The 17,347-nt window shown below is 65.3% G+C and carries 18 protein-coding genes; 9 read left to right on the top strand and 9 right to left on the bottom strand.

Annotated elements, in window-relative coordinates:
- Positions 1-132: 132 nt before the first annotated feature.
- Positions 133-1,710, bottom strand: a complete 1,578-nt coding sequence (locus HOY44_RS16945; RefSeq protein ID WP_287436321.1) for a lysine--tRNA ligase — start codon at positions 1,708-1,710, stop codon at positions 133-135.
- Positions 1,711-1,833: 123 nt separating this feature from the next.
- On the opposite strand from HOY44_RS16945, the gene HOY44_RS16940 reads away from it, so the two are divergent.
- From HOY44_RS16940 to HOY44_RS16930, 3 genes are all read left to right on the top strand, one after another.
- Entirely contained in the window at positions 1,834-2,256 is a 423-nt protein-coding gene (locus tag HOY44_RS16940) for a tellurite resistance TerB family protein (protein ID WP_138424149.1), read from the top strand.
- A 7-nt stretch (positions 2,257-2,263) separates the two neighbouring features.
- Entirely contained in the window at positions 2,264-2,725 is a 462-nt protein-coding gene (locus tag HOY44_RS16935; protein WP_287436319.1) for a hypothetical protein, read from the top strand.
- A 116-nt stretch (positions 2,726-2,841) separates the two neighbouring features.
- Positions 2,842-3,540: a glutathione S-transferase N-terminal domain-containing protein gene (locus tag HOY44_RS16930; protein ID WP_008329691.1), complete on the top strand. Its 699-nt coding sequence runs from the start codon at positions 2,842-2,844 to the stop codon at positions 3,538-3,540.
- 153 nt (positions 3,541-3,693) lie between these two features.
- On the opposite strand, the gene dacB is transcribed toward HOY44_RS16930, so the two are convergent.
- Positions 3,694-5,208: a D-alanyl-D-alanine carboxypeptidase/D-alanyl-D-alanine endopeptidase gene (dacB, locus tag HOY44_RS16925; protein ID WP_502710701.1), complete on the bottom strand. Its 1,515-nt coding sequence runs from the start codon at positions 5,206-5,208 to the stop codon at positions 3,694-3,696.
- Positions 5,209-5,331: 123 nt separating this feature from the next.
- Positions 5,332-5,934 (bottom strand): nicotinate-nucleotide adenylyltransferase, encoded by a 603-nt coding sequence (locus tag HOY44_RS16920; RefSeq protein ID WP_287436314.1) that lies wholly within the window; start codon positions 5,932-5,934, stop codon positions 5,332-5,334.
- A gap of 117 nt (positions 5,935-6,051) precedes the next feature.
- On the opposite strand from HOY44_RS16920, the gene HOY44_RS16915 reads away from it, so the two are divergent.
- From HOY44_RS16915 to HOY44_RS16905, 3 genes are all read left to right on the top strand, one after another.
- The gene (locus HOY44_RS16915) at positions 6,052-6,927 is read left to right on the top strand and encodes a bifunctional helix-turn-helix transcriptional regulator/GNAT family N-acetyltransferase (RefSeq protein ID WP_287436312.1); all 876 of its coding nucleotides are present in this window, start codon (positions 6,052-6,054) and stop codon (positions 6,925-6,927) included.
- 102 nt (positions 6,928-7,029) lie between these two features.
- The gene (locus tag HOY44_RS16910; protein WP_287436310.1) at positions 7,030-8,745 is read left to right on the top strand and encodes a family 43 glycosylhydrolase; all 1,716 of its coding nucleotides are present in this window, start codon (positions 7,030-7,032) and stop codon (positions 8,743-8,745) included.
- A gap of 151 nt (positions 8,746-8,896) precedes the next feature.
- The gene (locus HOY44_RS16905) at positions 8,897-9,295 is read left to right on the top strand and encodes a c-type cytochrome (RefSeq protein WP_287436308.1); all 399 of its coding nucleotides are present in this window, start codon (positions 8,897-8,899) and stop codon (positions 9,293-9,295) included.
- 46 nt (positions 9,296-9,341) lie between these two features.
- Here the strand turns inward: HOY44_RS16905 and HOY44_RS16900 are convergent, their stop codons facing one another.
- Positions 9,342-9,554, bottom strand: a complete 213-nt coding sequence (locus HOY44_RS16900; protein WP_287436306.1) for a hypothetical protein — start codon at positions 9,552-9,554, stop codon at positions 9,342-9,344.
- A 355-nt stretch (positions 9,555-9,909) separates the two neighbouring features.
- Here HOY44_RS16900 and ettA point away from each other — a divergent pair, with 355 nt between their 5' ends.
- Positions 9,910-11,565, top strand: a complete 1,656-nt coding sequence (gene ettA, locus HOY44_RS16895) for an energy-dependent translational throttle protein EttA (protein ID WP_287436304.1) — start codon at positions 9,910-9,912, stop codon at positions 11,563-11,565.
- A 127-nt stretch (positions 11,566-11,692) separates the two neighbouring features.
- Here the strand turns inward: ettA and HOY44_RS16890 are convergent, their stop codons facing one another.
- The 5 genes from HOY44_RS16890 to HOY44_RS16870 all read right to left on the bottom strand — a co-directional run bounded on the left by HOY44_RS16890 (position 11,693) and on the right by HOY44_RS16870 (position 14,427).
- A complete protein-coding gene (locus HOY44_RS16890) occupies positions 11,693-12,226 on the bottom strand; it encodes an REP-associated tyrosine transposase (protein WP_287436302.1) in 534 nt (177 codons plus the stop codon).
- A 71-nt stretch (positions 12,227-12,297) separates the two neighbouring features.
- Positions 12,298-12,648 carry a YkvA family protein gene (locus tag HOY44_RS16885; RefSeq protein ID WP_138424158.1) on the bottom strand — a complete coding sequence of 117 codons (351 nt, stop codon included), beginning with the start codon at positions 12,646-12,648 and terminating at the stop codon, positions 12,298-12,300.
- 71 nt (positions 12,649-12,719) lie between these two features.
- Positions 12,720-13,649, bottom strand: a complete 930-nt coding sequence (locus tag HOY44_RS16880; protein ID WP_287437258.1) for an acyltransferase family protein — start codon at positions 13,647-13,649, stop codon at positions 12,720-12,722.
- A gap of 18 nt (positions 13,650-13,667) precedes the next feature.
- Positions 13,668-13,802: a hypothetical protein gene (locus HOY44_RS16875; RefSeq protein WP_287436300.1), complete on the bottom strand. Its 135-nt coding sequence runs from the start codon at positions 13,800-13,802 to the stop codon at positions 13,668-13,670.
- A 73-nt stretch (positions 13,803-13,875) separates the two neighbouring features.
- On the bottom strand, positions 13,876-14,427 hold the full coding sequence (locus tag HOY44_RS16870; protein ID WP_287436298.1) for a MarR family winged helix-turn-helix transcriptional regulator: 552 nt from the start codon (positions 14,425-14,427) through the stop codon (positions 13,876-13,878).
- A gap of 119 nt (positions 14,428-14,546) precedes the next feature.
- On the opposite strand from HOY44_RS16870, the gene HOY44_RS16865 reads away from it, so the two are divergent.
- Both HOY44_RS16865 and HOY44_RS16860 read left to right on the top strand, forming a co-directional pair.
- Positions 14,547-16,094 carry an MDR family MFS transporter gene (locus HOY44_RS16865; RefSeq protein WP_287436296.1) on the top strand — a complete coding sequence of 516 codons (1,548 nt, stop codon included), beginning with the start codon at positions 14,547-14,549 and terminating at the stop codon, positions 16,092-16,094.
- Between the two features lie 38 nt (positions 16,095-16,132).
- On the top strand, positions 16,133-17,278 hold the full coding sequence (locus HOY44_RS16860) for an alpha-hydroxy acid oxidase (RefSeq protein WP_287436294.1): 1,146 nt from the start codon (positions 16,133-16,135) through the stop codon (positions 17,276-17,278).
- Positions 17,279-17,347: the final 69 nt, after the last annotated feature.

Below are 17,347 nucleotides of genomic sequence, written 5' to 3'. Positions count from 1 at the left end.
CTGTGACCCCGTGTTTTCTGTGGTCTGAAATCACATTGGGGGTCGCCCCTGTCGCGCCATTGGCCCGCGCGGCAGTGGCGACGGGGCAGCGCCCCCGCATGGGTCGTCCCGGACCCGGACCGGGACGAAAGATCAACCGACGAGATCGCCCGCCAGTGCCTTGTCGATCAGCGCAATGGTTTCATCGACCCCGTAGAGCGCGATGAACGAGCCGAAGCGCGGGCCTTGATCGGCCCCCAGCAGCACCTGATACAGCGCCTTGAACCAGTCGCGCATCGGGTCGAAGCGTTCGCGGCCACAGGCGAAGACTTCGCCCTGAAGCCCTTCCGCATCGTTGCCGCCCTCCCACGCCGCCAGACGGTCGCGCAGATCGGTGAGCGCCTCGCGCTCAAGATCGGTCGGCAGGCGATAGGATTTGGTGGGGGCCACGAAATCCTCGTAATACTTGATCGCGTAACCCGCAGCGGCGTCGAGGTCCGGGTGCGTCTCCGGCGTAGCGTCCGGCGCGTAGTTCCGGATGAAGCCCCAGAGAACCGATTTGTCGTGGGCCGAGGCCACAGAGGCGAGGTTCAGGAGCATCGAATAGTTCACCACCATCTTGCTCTCCGGCACGTTGCCGGAATGGATGTGGTAGACCGGGTTCGCAAGCTGCTGCTCGGGCGTCTGGGTCGGATAGGCCTGCAACTGCTGGTGATATTCGTCCATCGCGCGCGGGATCACGTCGAAGAACATGCGCTTCGCGGTCTTGGGCTTCTGGTACATGAAATACGACAGGCTCTCGGTCGAGGCATAGGTCAGCCATTCGTCGATCGACAACCCGTTGCCCTTGGACTTGGAGATCTTCTCGCCCTTGTCGTCGAGGAACAGCTCATAGGTGAAATGCTCCGGCGCCCGGCCACCCAGCGCACGACAGATGCCGTCATAGATCGGCGTGTTGGACGAGTGGTCCTTGCCGTACATCTCGAAATCGACGCCCAGCGCGGCCCAGCGCGCGCCGAAGTCGGGCTTCCACTGAAGCTTCACGTTGCCGCCGGTGACCGGCAGCGTCCATTCACGGCCATCCTCGTCGTCGAAGGTGATCGTGCCGTCCTCGGCGTTCACCTCTTTCAGCGGCACGTAAAGCACCCGCCCCGTCTCCGGGTGGATCGGCAGGAAGATGGAATAGGTCTGCTGACGCTCCTCACGGAGCGATTTCAGCATGATTTCCATGAGCTTGTCGTAATTCTTCGCTGCCGCCAGAAGCGTCTCGTCGAAGGCGCCGGACTTGTAGAACTCGGTCGCGGAATAGAACTCGTACTCGAACCCGAAGGTATCGAGGAACCGGCGCAGCATCGCGTTGTTGTGGTGGCCGAAGCTTTCGTATTCTTCAAACGGGTCCGGCACGACGGTCAGCGGCTGTTGCAGGTGTTCGCGCAGCATTTCCTGGTTCGGGACGTTCTCGGGCACCTTGCGCATCCCGTCCATGTCGTCGGAGAAGCAGAAAAGCCGCGTCGGGATGTCGCTGATGACCTCGAACGCATGGCGGATCATGGTGGTGCGCGCAACCTCACCGAAGGTGCCGATATGCGGCAAACCGCTTGGCCCGTACCCCGTCTCGAACAGCACGTAACCCTTTTCGGGCGGCTGTTTTTCATAGCGTTTCGCGAGCCGGCGCGCCTCTTCGAAGGGCCAGGCTTTGGAGTTCATCGCGACGTCACGCAAGTCAGACATGGTTCGGGTTCCGGTCTCTGTCGGGCGGGCGCACCCATGCGCCCGTGAAAGCGTCTACCTATTGAACGGGATGATCCGGGTCAATATTCTGCAACGCAACAATAAAGACAAAGGAGGCCCCCCGTGCCCGACCTGCCCCATGCCCTGACGCCCGAAGACTGCCTGATCGCCGTGATGATGACGGTGTCGCTGTCCGACGGCCAGATCCGCACCTCGGAATTGCTGCGGATCGAGGAAATCGTCGACCACCTTCCGGTCTTCGCGAGTTACGACGCCGACCGGATCAAGCAAGTCAGCCAGACCGTGTTCGATCTGATGAGTGAAGAGGACGGGCTGGATGCCCTGTTCGGACTGGTGCGTGAGAACCTGCCCGCCCATCTTTGGGAAACCGCCTATGCCATGGCCTGCGACGTCGCGGCGGCCGATGCGGTCATGCGCGAGGGGGAGCTGCGGCTGCTCGAAGAAATCCGTTACGAGCTGAACATCGACCGGCTCCACGCCGCCGCCATCGAACGCGGGGCGCGGGCGCGGCACATGACGCTTTAGGCCGGGGATGGGCGCACCCGACCCGGCCCGGAAAACTTCGCCCCTGTCGGGCGTGGCGCTGCCCCTCGCGGTGCTCGCCGTCTCGGTCATCGGCGCGGGGGCGATCCTTCTGTGGCCCGAGGACGACCCGGCCCCGGCGGTCGACCCCTATGAGGTGGCGCGCGACTGCGATGCGGCGGAGCAGGTCCGGTTCGAGGGCAAGGTCTTTTGCCCCGGCACGCCCATCGAGGTCTTCAAATACGCGGGGATCGACACGGTGGCGCATGACGGCGCCACCTATCGCATCGTGGTCGATGCAGGCCGGACCGGAACGATACTGGGTCACGCCCCCTCGCCCGTGAACGGAACGCCGTCGGTCGCACGCATCCTGTGGGACGCGCAGGAATGGCCGCTGGAGGACGGTGGCACGGCCATGCTGCCCGCTTTCGAGGAAACCACCCACGCCGACCACCTGCGCCTACGCCGCTGACCCATGTGCGCAGGCCACGGCTGGCATGTGCGAAATTGTCCGTGGCACTTCGCGGCGTTTGGTGAAACCGTAACGCGACCCGACCGCACCAGCGGTCGCACGAGAAAGGACACGCCATGCTTCAAGACTTCGAGATCACGAAACGCTGGCCCGCCGAAGACCCGTCGAAGATCCAGCTTTATTCGCTGCCCACGCCGAACGGGATCAAGGTGTCGGCCATGCTCGAGGAAACCGGCCTGCCCTATGAGCCGCACCTCGTGAACATCATGGAAGACGACCAGTTCACGCCTGAATTCCTGTCGCTCAACCCCAACAACAAGATCCCGGCGATCATCGACCCGGACGGTCCGGGCGGCAAACCGCTGGGGCTGTTCGAAACCGGGGCGATCCTGATCTACCTGGCGGAAAAGACCGGGCTTTTCCTGTCCAGCGACCCGGCGGAGAAATACGAGACGATCCAGTGGCTCATGTGGCAGATGGGCGGCGTCGGCCCGATGTTCGGGCAATTCGGCTTTTTCTATGCCTTCGGCGGCAAGGACATCGAAGACCCGCGCCCGCGCGACCGCTACATCGGCGAGTCGAAACGGCTGCTGGGGGTGCTCGACAAGCGCCTCGCGGGCCGCGATTTCATCATGGGCGAAGCCTATACCATCGCCGACATCGCGGTCTGGCCCTGGGTGCGCGGCCTTTCCTCCGCCTACAAGGCCGACGATGTTCTGGAGCTGGGCAGCTTCGAAAACGTGGTGCGGTGGCGTGCGGCCTGCCTGTCGCGCCCGGCGAGCGAAAAGGCCATCAACATCCCGGCGCGCCCCTGAGGCGACAAAACGGTGCGGGCGGCGGGGCCGCCCGCGCAGGTCTTGCACGGTCCCGGCTTGCGCCGGGTCCGCGCGGCAGGGGGGCCAGCCCCCCTGAGCGACTTTGCTGGGCAAAGCCGCTCCGCCCCCCGAGGTTTTCGGAAACGAAGAAGATCAGACGCCGTAGACCGTCATCCACCGGTTGATGAGCTGCTGCTGAAGCCAGCGCGAGCGACCGGCCCAGCCCCGCCCGCCATCGGGGCGTTCGCGTTCGGCGCGGGTCAGGGCCGCGCGGCGATCCATGTCGTTGGTGAAGATGGCGAAGCACAGCACGTTGCCGTCGGCGGCGGTCACGTAGCCCGCGAGCGTCGAGACGAAGTTGAGCGTTCCGGTCTTGGCGAAGATCGAATGCGCGGCGTGTTCGTTGTATTTGCCCTCGTCGTCCTTCACCGCGACTTCTTTCAGGTGCTGATGCAGGACGCCGCCGGGCTTTGCGGTCTGCAACATGCGCACCATGTCCTGCGTCGACACCACCCCGGTATCGGACAGGCCGGAATGGTCGGTGAAGGCCGCCGCGCTCGCCCCCATAGAAGCGCGCATCCAGTCGCTCATCGCCGCACCGGAGTCGGCCAGCGAGGTGACCGGGACACCGCGCGCACGGGTGGCGGCGAGGCCCACGGCCTCGGCGGTGATGTTGGTCGAGTAAAGCAGCATGTCGCGCACGATGGTGGACAGGTCTTGCGAGGCATGGCTGACGATCGCCGGGCCGGTCGGTGCCGCGTCGCGCACCGTCGCCGTGGGCAGGGTCACGCCGTGAACGCGGGCCAGTGCCTGAAACACCTCGCCCGCGTAGAGATCGGGGCGGCGCACCGGAAGCCAGCGGGACCCGCCATTGCCGAGCGCGCCCTTCGCCACCGTCCATTCGTCGATGCCCGTGGTGCCGCTGGCATAGGTGTAGACCGGCAGATCGCGGTCCACGACCTTCATCCTGGCCGTGGTGACACGGGGGCGATAGCGGTCCGAGCGCGCGTCCATTTCGACGGTGTAGCCGCTGTCGGACCGGGTCCACTGGAAATGCACGCGATTGAAGTTGAGGTTCAGGCCCGACACGGCCGGGTTGTAGCCCAGGTGGTCCGGTTGCGACGGGTCGATGGATTTCACGTAAGGCAGGGCACCGGCATAGACCTGAAACGCGCCGGTGATGCCGGTGACGCCCAGCGCCTTGAGCTTCTGCGCCATACCGGCGAGCGCGTTGGTGTCCAGCGTCGGATCGCCGCCGCCCGCAAGGATCAGGTCGCCCTGCACCTTGCCGTCCTTGATCCCGCCGGTGGCGACGAGGCGCGTTTCGAACACGTGGTCGAGACCGAGCGAGTCGAAGGCGTAAAGCGCGGTCACCGATTTGGCGACGCTGGCAGGCGGCATGGCGACGGCGGCATTGCGCTGTTCGAGGATCAGGCCGGTCTTCGCGTCGGAAACGACGAAGCCGATCTTTCCGTTCAGATTGGCCTGTTTGACAAGGTCGTCGACGGCCGGCGCGGTGATCGTCGGGCGCGCGGGCGGGACCACCACGCCCGCATCGGCACGCGGCATCGGTCGGATCGACGTCAACGGCGCTTCGGCCACGGCCGCGGTCCCGACCGCAGCCATGGCGCCGGTTAGAAAACTGCGCCGTGTGTAACCCCCTGACATGGGTGCGAGTAAAGCCAAACCTCCGGTCCCCGACAAGTGCGATTCCGGAAACAATAGATGCGGAGTCTTGGTTAATTGCGGGTTTCTGCCGGTCACATTCGCGGGAGTTCGCCGGTCACGCGCTCAATCGGACCATTCCCCGCGGGCGCGAATCTCGGACGAGGAATGCGGGCGCATCGGGACGTTGACGAGGGTCCAGGCCGGCGGGTCCATGTGGACGATCCGGCGGGCATGGCGACCGGGCACGCGGTGGTCGCGAAACGTCTGGGCGGCGGGCGACATGCGCGCCGCGACGCGCTGACCCGGTCTTGCGATCACGGCGACCGGGAGCGCGCCCATGATCCAGTCCCAGTTTTCCCACCTGTGGAACTGGGCGAGGTTGTCGGCCCCCATCAGCCAGACGAACCGGACCTTGGGATAAAGATCGAAAAGCCGGCCCAGCGTTTCGGCCGTATACCGCGTGCCGAGCTTCGCCTCGATGTCCGTGATCGTGACGCGGGGGTGCTGCATGACCTGACGCGCCCGTTCGAGCCGCGCGTCCATCGCGCGGGGCCCCTTGGCTTTCAACGGGTTGCCGGGGCTGACCAGCCACCAGACCTCGTCCAGCCCCAGCCGTTTGATCGCCTCGCGGGTAATATGCGCATGGCCTTCGTGGGCTGGATCGAAGGATCCGCCCAAAAGCCCGATCACGCGCCCGGGCCGTCCTTGTGGCAAGTCAAAACGCATCGCGCCTGATTGACCCGGAGGCAGGCCGGGTGTCAACGGCGATTGCGAAGGGCGGCTTGACGGTCGCTTATTTATCTGACCAATGTCAGCTATATTTCCTGACCCGAGTCCGAGACCATGCAGCCCACCGACATCGACCGCATCCGCCGCTTTCACCGGACCGTCACCCGCGAAACCGGGGTGATGGATCAGAGCTTTCTCGGCCGGGGACGTCCGCTTGGCGCGGCGCGGGTTCTGAACGCCATCGGACGCGGCATGGAGGACGTGGGCGCGATCCGCGATTACCTCGGCCTCGACTCCGGGCTGATGAGCCGCCTGTTGCGCAGCCTTGAGGACGAGGGGCTGGTCGAAACCCACCCGGCCCCGCAGGATGCCCGACGCCGTGTCGCGCGCCTGACGCACAAGGGCCGCGCCGAATTCGAGGCCTACGAAGACCTGTCGAACACCCGGGCGCAGCGCCTGCTGGATCATCACCCGAACCGGGCGGACCTGCTTGCGGCGATGGACCTGATCGCCTCGGCCCTCGGCCAGCACGCGGTCGAATTCGTCGAGGCCGACCCCCGCGACCCGACGTCGGTCTGGTGCCTGTCCGAGTATTTCGCGGAACTGTCGCGCCGGTTCGAGCGCGGGTTCGAGGTGCATCTGTCGCGCGACCCCGAGGCGACCGACATGATCGCACCGAAAGGCGCGTTCTTCGTCGCCATGTCGGACGGGCTTCCCATCGGTTGTGGTGGGCTCAAGGGCCACGACGGCACCTGGGGCGAGGTCAAACGGCTCTGGGTTTCGCCTGCCGCGCGGGGCCTGAAGCTCGCCACGCGGCTGATGGAGGTGATCGAGGCCCGCGCGCGCGATCTGGGAATGGGCGTGCTCCGGCTCGACACCAACAGCCAGTTGCCCGAGGCGGTCGCGATGTATCGTCGGCTGGGGTGGACCGAGATCGAACGGTTCAACGACGACCCCTACCCGGACGTGTTCTTCGAAAAGCGCCTCTGAGCCCGCTCTGACGAAAGATTGACGCGGGCGTCGGTCCCGCACGCTTGACCGGGTTTTGCACCGGGGCCATGCTTTTCGGCAAAAACATACAGGCGTGCAGATATGACGAAGCATCCGATCCTGACGGCGGTGCGGGCCGCGACCTTTGGCTTGCTGACCGCGTTCACGGGTCCGGCTCAAGCGGCCGATCCGGGCCGCGTTCACATCATGGACGGGCTGGCCGACCCCGAAGTCGTCCGCGACGGCGACCGTTACCTTCTGACCGGAACCTGGGCGCCGGGGCGCAACAATTCGCTGAAGATCTGGCAGTCATCGGACCTCACGAATTTCCGCGAACTGACCCATTACCAACCGACGAAGATCGACCCGGACCACGGATATTGCCGGATCTGGGCGCCCGATATCTCGGTCGATGGCGACCAGCTCGTCCTGTCGTTTTCGGCGATGCAATATCCCAAGGGCGGCACCTGCCCCCCGATCGCCAAGGCCCCCAGCAATCAGCAAGTGACCACGTGGGTCGCCACCTCTCCCCGCCGCAACGTGAACTTTGGCGTGCCCAAACCGATCAACGCGGGCACCAAACTGCCCAGGTCGTTCAAAAGCAGCGCCTGCCCGCCCGAGGGCTGCAATCGGGCGATCCGCATCGACAGCTCGGTCTATGACCACATGGGCGGCGACTGGTTTTTCTACACGTGGTTCACGCGCGGCAACAACATCGCGGCCTTTCCGATGAGCCGCCCCGACGCGGTCTACGACATCCTCACGCCGTTCTCGAATTACGACAATCCGTTCTCAAGCGTCGATTACGAGGAGTCGATCAACGAGGCGCCCGACGTCATCTCGCACAACGGGCTGGACTACCTGATCTACAGCCGCGGCAATGCGCATTTCGCCTATGGGCTGAGTTATCTGGTGGCGAACGGCCCCGGCAACTTTTCGAAGGCGCGCGGGGTGCGCAGCCTGTCGACGCCCGTGTTCGCGGAAACCGGCCCCGGCTGCACCAACAAGGGGATGCGGTGGAACTACCGCCGCGAACCGCTCCTTGAAAACCTCGGGCACAGCGCGGCGGTCGAGATGGGCGGGCGGTATTACATCTTCTACCACGTCGGCGAATGGACGGGCGAGAACTGCACCGGCTTCAAGCGCAACACCTATCGTCAGGCCCTCACCTTCAAGCCCGATGGCACGCTGGAAAGCCTGACCGACCTGTTCCTCGTCTGGCCACGGCAGGAGGGGCACAGCTACTCCATCGACGTGCGGCTGAAGAATGGGCGGTGGATCGCGCCCTGCGTCGGTGCCAGCACGCTGGGCCAGACCCCGTCCTACCGCTTCACGGGCGCCTGCCCGACGGCGAACGGCAAGGACCGCCGCGTCCACAAGTCCGAGATCGCCGAGGTGAAGCTGGTGATGTCGAGCGACGGGAACTGGGGCGACGGCAAGGGCGAAAGCGCGCGAAAGGTCAGCTATTCGGGCGGCGACTATCTGTATCTCGGCCCGCCCGCCGAGGACGCCGTGTCGATCACATGGACCGAAACGGGGCGCCGGGGCGAGGATTTCTCGCTCGACGTCATGCTGAAGAACGGCCGTGTCGTCGCAGGCTGCTTCGGCCCCGGCGATCTGGGCCATGCCGACGCCGTGCGCTTTGCCGGAACCTGCCGCGACAACGCCCGCTCCCGCATCGCCCTGAACCAGATCGCCGGATTCCGCGTCTGCTCCTCCGCCGCATGGATGGGCGCGGTGCGCCAGAACGACATCTGCGTGCGCGAAGGCTATCGCCCCGGACAACAGCGGGTGCATGTCGATATGGGCGGAGGCTGAGGGGCGCGCGCCCTTCCCCGACATACGAACCGTCCGAGCGGCGACGATCCGGCTGCAACGCTGCGACCAAAGGTCCGAGTTGAATTTCGGGCCATTCATAAGTTATTTTTTAATTACTTCCGCGCGAACATTGATTCGAGAGGAGCATCATATGTCCATGAAACACTGGGCCGTCGCGGCCATGTTCGCCACCCTGCCGCTTGCCGCAACCGGGCAGGACACCACCGCCGGGCAAGAAGAATACATGGTGGCCTGCGCCATCTGCCACGGGGAATCCGGCAAGGGCGACGGCCCCTTCGCATCGGTCCTGAACCTGAGCGTTCCGGGGCTGACGGGCCTCGCCGCCGCAAATGACGGCGTGTTTCCCTATCTCGAAACCTTCATGGTGATCGACGGGCGCACCGGCGTGCGCGGCCATGGCGGCCCGATGCCGATCTGGGGCGACCGCTTCACCGCGTCCGCATCGGACCTCGGCCCGATCAGCGCGGAAATCATCACCCGCGGCCGGATCGCCGTCCTGACGGATTACATCGAAAGCATTCAGGACTGACGCGGCCCGACACCGCCCGACCCCGACGGGCCGGGCGGTCAGCGCCTTACATCAGCGTTCTCCGGTCCATGTCCGGCGGCATCCGGCTGGGCCGGGCGGCCGGGGGCAACCCCACGTCGCGGTGCAGATACTCCGGCACGGACCGTGCCAGCCGCACGGGCGGGCGCTGGCGGGCGGGCAGGATGGCAAGAACGATCCGGCCCAGCCGGATCACGCGCCGCGGGCCCGGGCGCAGGGTGGTATTGGTGACGTAGACCATCGGTCTCTCCTTGGGTCAGGAGGGACGCCTGCACACGTAACCTGTTGGATGAGCAACAAAAAAGGCCGCGTTTGCAGGCGGCCTCCGGTTGCAAAAGATCATGCGAACGCCGCGCTAGGGGGTCGAACCCCGCTGGAGATATGCTCGGCAAAACTTCGACATGATCGTCTCCTTCTCGCACCGGACCATCCGGTGCGCCCCTATCCTTAGCCCGGCCCGCCCGATCGGCAAAGCAAAACCTGACCCCGTGCCATGACTTATCGCGATGTTGCCCATCGACAACTCGGATGCAGGCTGTTGCCCCTGCCCCGCGCGGGGATTATCTAGGCCCAAACCCAAATTCCACGAGGGCATCATGGCCAGCTATCAATACGTCTACCACATGGACGGCGTCTCCAAGACCTACCCGGGCGGCAAGAAGTGTTTCGAGAACATCCGCCTGTCGTTCCTGCCGGGCGTCAAGATCGGCGTCGTGGGCGTGAACGGCGCGGGTAAGTCGACCCTGATGCGGATCATGGCCGGACAGGACAAGGACTTCACCGGCGAGGCCTGGGCGGCCGAGGGCGCCAAGGTCGGCTATCTCAGCCAGGAGCCGGAACTGGACGAGGGCCTCACCGTGCGTGAAAACGTCATGCTGGGCGTGAAGGCCAAGAAGGACATCCTCGACCGCTACAACGAACTCGCCATGAACTACTCGGACGAGACCGCCGAGGAGATGGCCGAGTTGCAGGACACCATCGACGCCCAGAACCTGTGGGATCTGGACGCGCAGGTCGACGTGTCGATGGAGGCACTGCGCTGCCCGCCGGACGATGCGGATGTCTCGTCGCTGTCGGGCGGGGAACGCCGCCGGGTGGCGCTGTGCAAACTGTTGCTCGAAGCGCCCGACATGCTCCTCCTCGACGAACCGACCAACCACCTCGACGCGGAGACGATCGCGTGGCTCCAGCAGCACCTGATCGACTACAAGGGCACGATCCTGATCGTGACCCACGACCGCTATTTCCTTGACGACATCACCGGCTGGATTCTGGAACTCGACCGGGGCCGCGGCATTCCCTACGAGGGGAACTATTCCGCGTGGCTCGAGCAGAAAGCCAAGCGGCTGGAGCAGGAAGCGCGTGAGGACAAATCGCGCCAGAAGACGCTGCAACGCGAACTGGAATGGATGCGGCAGGGCGCGAAAGCCCGCCAGTCCAAGCAGAAGGCCCGGATCGACCGCTATAACGAACTGGCCGACCAGTCCGAGCGCGAAAAGATCACGAACGCCCAGATCGTCATCCCGCGCGGGCCGCGCCTTGGGTCCAAGGTGATCGAGGTCGAGGGGCTGAAAAAGGCGATGGGCGACAAGCTGTTGATCGAAGACCTGTCGTTCTCGCTCCCCCCCGGCGGCATCGTCGGCGTGATCGGCCCGAACGGCGCCGGTAAATCGACGCTGTTCAAGATGCTCACCGGGCAGGAACAGCCCGACGCAGGGTCGATCGAATTCGGCGACACGGTCGATCTGGCTTACGTCGACCAGTCCCGCGACGCGCTGGATGCGAACAAGACGGTGTGGGAAGAGATTTCCGGCGGGGCCGAGGTGATCGACCTTGGCGACGCCCAGATGAACTCCCGCGCCTATTGCGGGGCGTTCAACTTCAAGGGCGGCGACCAACAGAAGAAGGTCGGGCTTCTGTCAGGCGGTGAGCGCAACCGGGTGCACATGGCGAAGCTGTTGAAATCCGGCGGCAACGTCATCCTCCTCGACGAACCGACCAACGATCTGGACGTCGAGACGCTGCGCGCGCTCGAAGACGCGCTGGTCGATTTCGCAGGCTGCGCCGTTGTCATCTCCCACGACCGCTTCTTCCTCGACCGCATCTGCACGCACATTCTGGCGTTCGAGGGTGAGGCGCATGTGGAGTGGTTCGAGGGGAACTTCGAGGATTACGAAGAGGACAAGAAGCGCCGGCTGGGTCCGGATGCGCTTGAGCCGAAGCGGTTGAAGTATAAGAAGTTCTCGCGGTGACGTAGGGTGGGTGCCAACCCACCGCGCTCGTAAAAAACCCCGCCACCTTCGCAAGGTTTAGGGTCTTGGCGGGATGGCGCCCGGTCTCGGTGGGACAGCACCCCACATTGGTGGGTTGGCACCCACCCTACGCACCATCAACGAGCGTCTGATGGTCGCGATGGATGTTCGAAAAGGGCCAATGCACCGGGTCTGAGACCAAGCCGTGTTTCACAGGGTTGTCCCGAATGTAGCGAAGATGGTTGGCGAGATCCGCGTCGTCCCGGATCGTATGCTCCCAGAACCGCCGTTGCCAGATGCCGACCTCGCCCTTGCGAGATTTGCTCGGCGAAACCCGTAGGGTGGGTGCCAACCCACCATTGCCTCCACCATCATGCCCACGATCCGCGCCTCGAATGACGGCCTTCGAGAAGTGCGCTTTGATTTTCTTCCAACGAGTCGAAAAGTCACTATCGCCTTCAGGCAAAGTCCATATGGCGTGTAGATGGTCGGGCAGGACCACAATCGCTTCCGTCCGAAAGGGATGCTGCCGCCCCGCGACCCCGTAGGCGGCGCGAAGGTCACCGATCCGATGGACGAGCAAGGTCGAGCGCCGATCAGCGAGGTTGACCGTGAAGAAGAATGTGCCACCCGGGCGCTTGATACGACGATAGTTGGACATACCGTCGATCTTCGGGGAAAGTTGGTTTGCATAGGGTTAACATGAGGTGGCATGGTGGGTTGGCACCCACCCTACCCCAACATCTCATCCGCCTTGGCGTAATGCCCTTCGTCCAGCCTGTTCCCGAACGACCTAAGCGCCGCCAGGATCACCACCAGATCATCCGTGAACCCGACACCGGCCAGAAAATCCGGCACCGCGTCCACCGGCATTACCAGATAGGCCAGTGGCGCGACCAGCGCGGCGCGGGTCAGGATCGGCACGTTCGGGTCGAGCATGGCGTAGTAGGCCGCCGCCGCGTCGCGCACGAAGGGGATGCGTTTGCCGAAGCGGCGCACCTTGGCCGCGAAGCCCTCGCGCACAAGCCGCTCCTGCGCGCCTGCGTCCATGCCGTTCAGATGGTCTGCGTAGCTCCGGTCCATCGGCGCCTCCCTCCCGGCCCCCAAACGGGACCGTCCCTTTCATATATGGACTGTCGCCGGAAACGCCAAATTCAGGGCGCGGTGGTGGCCGCCCGTGCCTTGTCGCGCCCGCGCAGCCAGCCGCGCACCAGACGGCTCGCCGGTTTCTCGATCCAGTGGAACGAGATCACCGACCAGACCGCCGCGATCACCAGCGTGATCACGACGTAGCCGAGGAAATCGCCGGGGCCGGCCATGGGCAGGCGGCTCCACAGGATGAAAACCGCCGTGATGACGAAGGGATGCGACAGGTAGAGCGAATAGGAGGCATCCCCAACCCGTTCCATCACCGCCAGCGCGCGCGGGTTGCGCGGCGCGGGTGCCAGCGCGAAGCTCGCCACGATCAGAAGCGCGGGGAGGCCCAGGACCAGCACCCGGTTCGCGTTCGTCTGCATCGGTCCGGTCACATAGGCCACGACGAGCCCCGCGAGGATCAGCGCCCATGTCGCGGCGCGCGGCAGGCGGATACCCCGGAAGAACACATGGGCGAGCACCATGCCCGCACCGAATTCGAGGATGATCGGGTTGGCCCAGAAGCCCATCGGGGCGGCGCCGAACGCGCCCGCCATCCAAAGCCCGGCCAAAAGGACGAGCACGCCCAAGGTCACCTCATGCGCGCGTTTTCGGGTCAGGAACAGCGCGATGGCGAAGATCGCGTAGAAGAACATCTCGTAATTCAGGGTCCAGCCGAGTTTCAGCACCGGCCGGACGCCCTCCCCGATCCCCGGAATGAAGAGGTAGGAGAACACCGTCTGCCGGGCGTCCAGCTGCGCCGAGTCGAAGACCGAGGGGACGAGGATCAGGGGGATCAGCATGAGCGTCGTATAGATCCAGTAGGTCGGCACGACCCGCGCGATCCGGTTGGCGAGGAAGGTGCCCGCATAGCCCGCCCGCGCTTTTTCCGACTGGCTGACATAGACCATGATGAAGCCCGAGATGATGAAGAACACGTCGACACCGATCTGGAACGGAAACAGGTCTTATGCGCCGCGCAGGGCGCTTTCGGGGGGCACAAGTTTGCACGCCTCGGCCAGCGTGTGCCCGAGAGCGACCAGAAGGGCCGCGACGGCGCGGGCGTATTGCAGCGTTACAAGTTTGCGATCGTCATGCGCCACGGCAATACATCCCTGAAATCGGTCGGCCCCGGAAAGATTGTCACCGCGATGTCCGGGGACCGCAAGGGGCGGCTCAGACTTCTTCCACCCTGACCCCGAGAACGCCCGCGACGTAGCGGCCGAACAGGTCCGAGAAGCGTTCGATGTCGCTCTCGCTCCAATCCGAGAACATCTCGACCATGTGGGTCCAGCGCAGATCGCGGACGGTTTCGAACGCGCCTTTGCCCTTGGCGGTCAGGAGCAGCACGGATTTGCGCCCGTCGTCCTGCGCGGCGGCGCGCTGGACGAAGCCGCGCGCGATCAGTTCGCTTGCGATCCGGCTGGCGCGGGAGGGGTCGATGGCCATTTCCTCGGCCAATAGGCCCACGGTCGGCTCCTGCGCGCGGTCGCGCCCGACCCCGTGGGTGATCCGCATCACCGCCATCAGCCCCTGAAACAGCGAAGGTTCGAGGTCGAGGTCGGTTTCGGCAAGCAGACGTCCGGTCAATTCGCCCTTCGCCAGTTTGCGGTGCCACTGGAACATCGCCGCGTCCAGCTCCATCAGTGCCTGCTTGGCGGGCTCCGACAGGGACGAGGCCGCGAGTGGCGGCGCGATGGGGAACGGTTTGAACGGCGTCTTGGGCATAGCCCGCATATGCCGCGCATCGGCGCACAGGTCAAGAAGTTGCTTCGCACATTTATGTGCTATTGACACATAATAGGCCCGCGCCCTATGTGGAAGGCCAAAGCGACAGGACTCAGATCATGACGAGCACAGATTCCGCTGCATCCGACAGCCCCGCCCCCGCCGACCGCCACATGGCTTATGATGCCGGACGCATCCGGCTCATCATCATATCCATCGGGCTTTTGCTGTTCCTCGCGGCGCTCGACCAGACCATCGTGTCCACCGCGCTGCCGACCATCGTGGCCGATCTTGGCGGGCTGGAGCATCTGTCGTGGGTCGTGACCGCCTATATCCTCGCCTCGACCATCGCCGCGCCACTTTACGGCAAGCTGGGCGATCTTTACGGGCGCCGAAACATCGTTTTCGTATCGGTCGGGCTGTTTCTGCTCGGCTCGGCGCTGGCGGGTGCGGCGCAAAGCATGGTGTGGCTTATCGGCTCGCGCGCCGTTCAGGGCCTTGGTGGCGGCGGGTTGTTCGTGCTGGCCCTCAGCGTCATCGGCGACGTGATCCCGCCCAAGGACCGGGGCAAGACCCAAGGCGTGTTCGCCGCGACCTTTTCCATCGCCTCGGTGATCGGGCCGCTGATCGGCGGCTGGTTCGTCGAGCAGTTTTCGTGGCACTGGATCTTCTATATCAACCTGCCCATCGGCCTTGCCGCGGTCGTCGGCTTCGCCACCGCGTTCAAGCCGACCGGCGTGCGCACCAAACACGTCATCGACTGGGGCGGCGCGGCGGCCCTTTCGGTCACGCTGGCCTCGATCACGCTGGCGACCTCATTGGGCGGCTCGACCTTCGCATGGGACAGCCCGCAGATTCTGGGCCTCGCCGTGCTGGCCGTCGCCGCCGGTATCCTATTCGTCTGGATCGAGAACCGCTCGGCCGAGCCGCTGCTGCCGCTGGGGCTGTTCCGGATCAACGTGTTTTGGGTGACGTCCTTCATGTCCGCGATCACCGGCGCGGCGATGTTCGGCGGGATCACGTTCCTTCCGATCTACCTTCAAATCGCCAAGGGGCTGACGCCGACGCAATCGGGCCTCATGTTGATACCGATGACGGCGGGCATCCTGTTGTCCTCCATGATGTCGGGCCGGTTCATGGGCAAGACCGGGCGCTACCGCGTGCTGCCGATGCTGGGCATGGGATCGCTGGCCTTCGGGTTCCTGCTCCTGACCGGGCTGGACGCCGACACGCCGATCTGGGGCTTTGCCGCGCGGCTGGTGTTTGTGGGCCTTGGCCTTGGCGCGATCTTCCCGGTCCTGACGACCGCCGCCCAGAACGCGGTGTCGCGCGAGCAGCTTGGCACCGCAACCGCGTCGGGCCTGATGTTCCGGCAAGTCGGCGGATCGGTCGCGGTGGCGGGCTTCGGCGCCCTCTTCGCGACGACGCTGGCCGACAAGATCGGCAGCGCCGGGGCCGCGATGGGCGGTGCCGTCGGGCTGGAGCTTGGACCCCAGACCCTGCGCGGACTGCCGGAGGATGTGAAGGCGATGATCGGCGAGGCGGTATCCTCGGCCATCCATCCGATTTTCCTGATCGCCGCCGGGCTTGCCGTCCTCGGGTTCCTGTTCGCGCTGGTGCTCGAAGAAATCAAACTCGCCAACCGGATGGTTCCGCAGGGCGAGTGAGGCTTGTCGCCGCGCACGTTACGTGAATGATGCCGGGTATGGACCTAGACGCTCGATACCCGGCATTGAACGACCTGCGCGACCGTGCGCGCAGACGCATCCCCTATTTCGCGTGGGAATACCTCGACAGCGCCACGGGGGACGAAGCGGTGCCGCGCCGCAACCGCGCCGCGCTCGATGCGGTGACGTTCCACCCCGCCATTCTGGCCGGAGACGTGACGCCGGACTTGTCCACGACCTTTCTCGGGCGCGACTACCCCCTGCCCTTCGGCATCGCCCCCGTCGGCATGTCGGGCCTGTTCTGGCCGGGGGCCGAGATGCTTCTGGCCGGGGTCGCACGGGGGCGCGGCATTCCCTATTCGCTGTCCACCGTCGCCGCCCAGCCGCCCGAGGCGCTGGCGCCCCATATCGGTGACAACGGCTGGTTCCAGCTTTACACGCCGCGCGACAAGACGATCCTCGCGGACATCCTCAAGCGCGCAAAGGCCGCAGGCTTTCACACGCTCGTCGTCACGGCGGACGTTCCCGCCGCCTCGCGCCGCGAACGTCAGGTGCGCGGCGGCGTGACCAGCCCGCCCCGGATCACCCCCCGGCTTCTCAGCCATGTCGCGACATGCCCCGCCTGGGCGCTCGGCACGCTGAAACACGGGATGCCGCGGCTTAGGTTGATGGAGAGCTATGCCAAGGCCGAAGCCGGCACCTCGTCCACGGGCCATGTCGGATACCAGCTTCGCACCAATCCCGACTGGGATTATCTCGCGGGCCTGCGCGAGACGTGGGACGGGCCGATCATCGTCAAGGGCGTGACCGATCCCGAGGTCGCGCCGAAGCTGGCCGAGGCGGGCGTCGATGCGATCTGGCTGTCGAACCACGCGGGCCGCCAGTTCGACGGCGCGCCCGCCGCCCTGCCCGCGCTGCCCGCGATCCGCGCGGCCCTGCCCGATATGCCGCTGATCTACGACGGCGGCGTGAACTCAGGCCTCGATGTCGCCCGCGCCATCGCATTGGGCGCGGATTTCGTGATGCTGGGCAAGGCGTGGCACTGGGGGCTGGGCGCATTCGGGGCCGCGGGGGCCGATCACGTCGCGCATATTCTCAAGGCCGACCTCACCTCGGTCATGGCGCAGATCGGCGCGGCCAGACTGGCCGACCTGCCGACCCGATTGGGCCGGGCGATACCGTAATTCGATCACCCGGCACCGCGCCGGATCGTCTTGCGCCGCGATGCAGCATCGCCTAGCGTCACGCTAACT

Source organism: Maritimibacter sp. (assembly GCF_016774595.1).
GTDB classification, from domain to species: Bacteria; Pseudomonadota; Alphaproteobacteria; order Rhodobacterales; family Rhodobacteraceae; genus Maritimibacter; species Maritimibacter alkaliphilus.
The sequence above is the reverse complement of the archived record's forward strand: the minus strand, read 5'-3'. Positions and strand labels throughout refer to the sequence as shown.

Coding starts and splice junctions, on each gene's coding strand:
- HOY44_RS16920 (WP_287436314.1), bottom strand. CDS start 5,934: ATGCGTTTTGACTTGCCACAAGGACGGCCCGGGCGCGTGATCGGGCTT.
- HOY44_RS16905 (WP_287436308.1), top strand. CDS start 8,897: ATGTCCATGAAACACTGGGCCGTCGCGGCCATGTTCGCCACCCTGCCG.
- HOY44_RS16865 (WP_287436296.1), top strand. CDS start 14,547: ATGACGAGCACAGATTCCGCTGCATCCGACAGCCCCGCCCCCGCCGAC.
- ettA (WP_287436304.1), top strand. CDS start 9,910: ATGGCCAGCTATCAATACGTCTACCACATGGACGGCGTCTCCAAGACC.
- dacB (WP_502710701.1), bottom strand. CDS start 5,208: ATGTCAGGGGGTTACACACGGCGCAGTTTTCTAACCGGCGCCATGGCT.
- HOY44_RS16935 (WP_287436319.1), top strand. CDS start 2,264: ATGGGCGCACCCGACCCGGCCCGGAAAACTTCGCCCCTGTCGGGCGTG.
- HOY44_RS16885 (WP_138424158.1), bottom strand. CDS start 12,648: ATGGACCGGAGCTACGCAGACCATCTGAACGGCATGGACGCAGGCGCG.
- HOY44_RS16930 (WP_008329691.1), top strand. CDS start 2,842: ATGCTTCAAGACTTCGAGATCACGAAACGCTGGCCCGCCGAAGACCCG.
- HOY44_RS16945 (WP_287436321.1), bottom strand. CDS start 1,710: ATGTCTGACTTGCGTGACGTCGCGATGAACTCCAAAGCCTGGCCCTTC.
- HOY44_RS16870 (WP_287436298.1), bottom strand. CDS start 14,427: ATGCCCAAGACGCCGTTCAAACCGTTCCCCATCGCGCCGCCACTCGCG.
- HOY44_RS16915 (WP_287436312.1), top strand. CDS start 6,052: ATGCAGCCCACCGACATCGACCGCATCCGCCGCTTTCACCGGACCGTC.
- HOY44_RS16900 (WP_287436306.1), bottom strand. CDS start 9,554: ATGGTCTACGTCACCAATACCACCCTGCGCCCGGGCCCGCGGCGCGTG.
- HOY44_RS16890 (WP_287436302.1), bottom strand. CDS start 12,226: ATGTCCAACTATCGTCGTATCAAGCGCCCGGGTGGCACATTCTTCTTC.
- HOY44_RS16860 (WP_287436294.1), top strand. CDS start 16,133: ATGGACCTAGACGCTCGATACCCGGCATTGAACGACCTGCGCGACCGT.
- HOY44_RS16910 (WP_287436310.1), top strand. CDS start 7,030: ATGACGAAGCATCCGATCCTGACGGCGGTGCGGGCCGCGACCTTTGGC.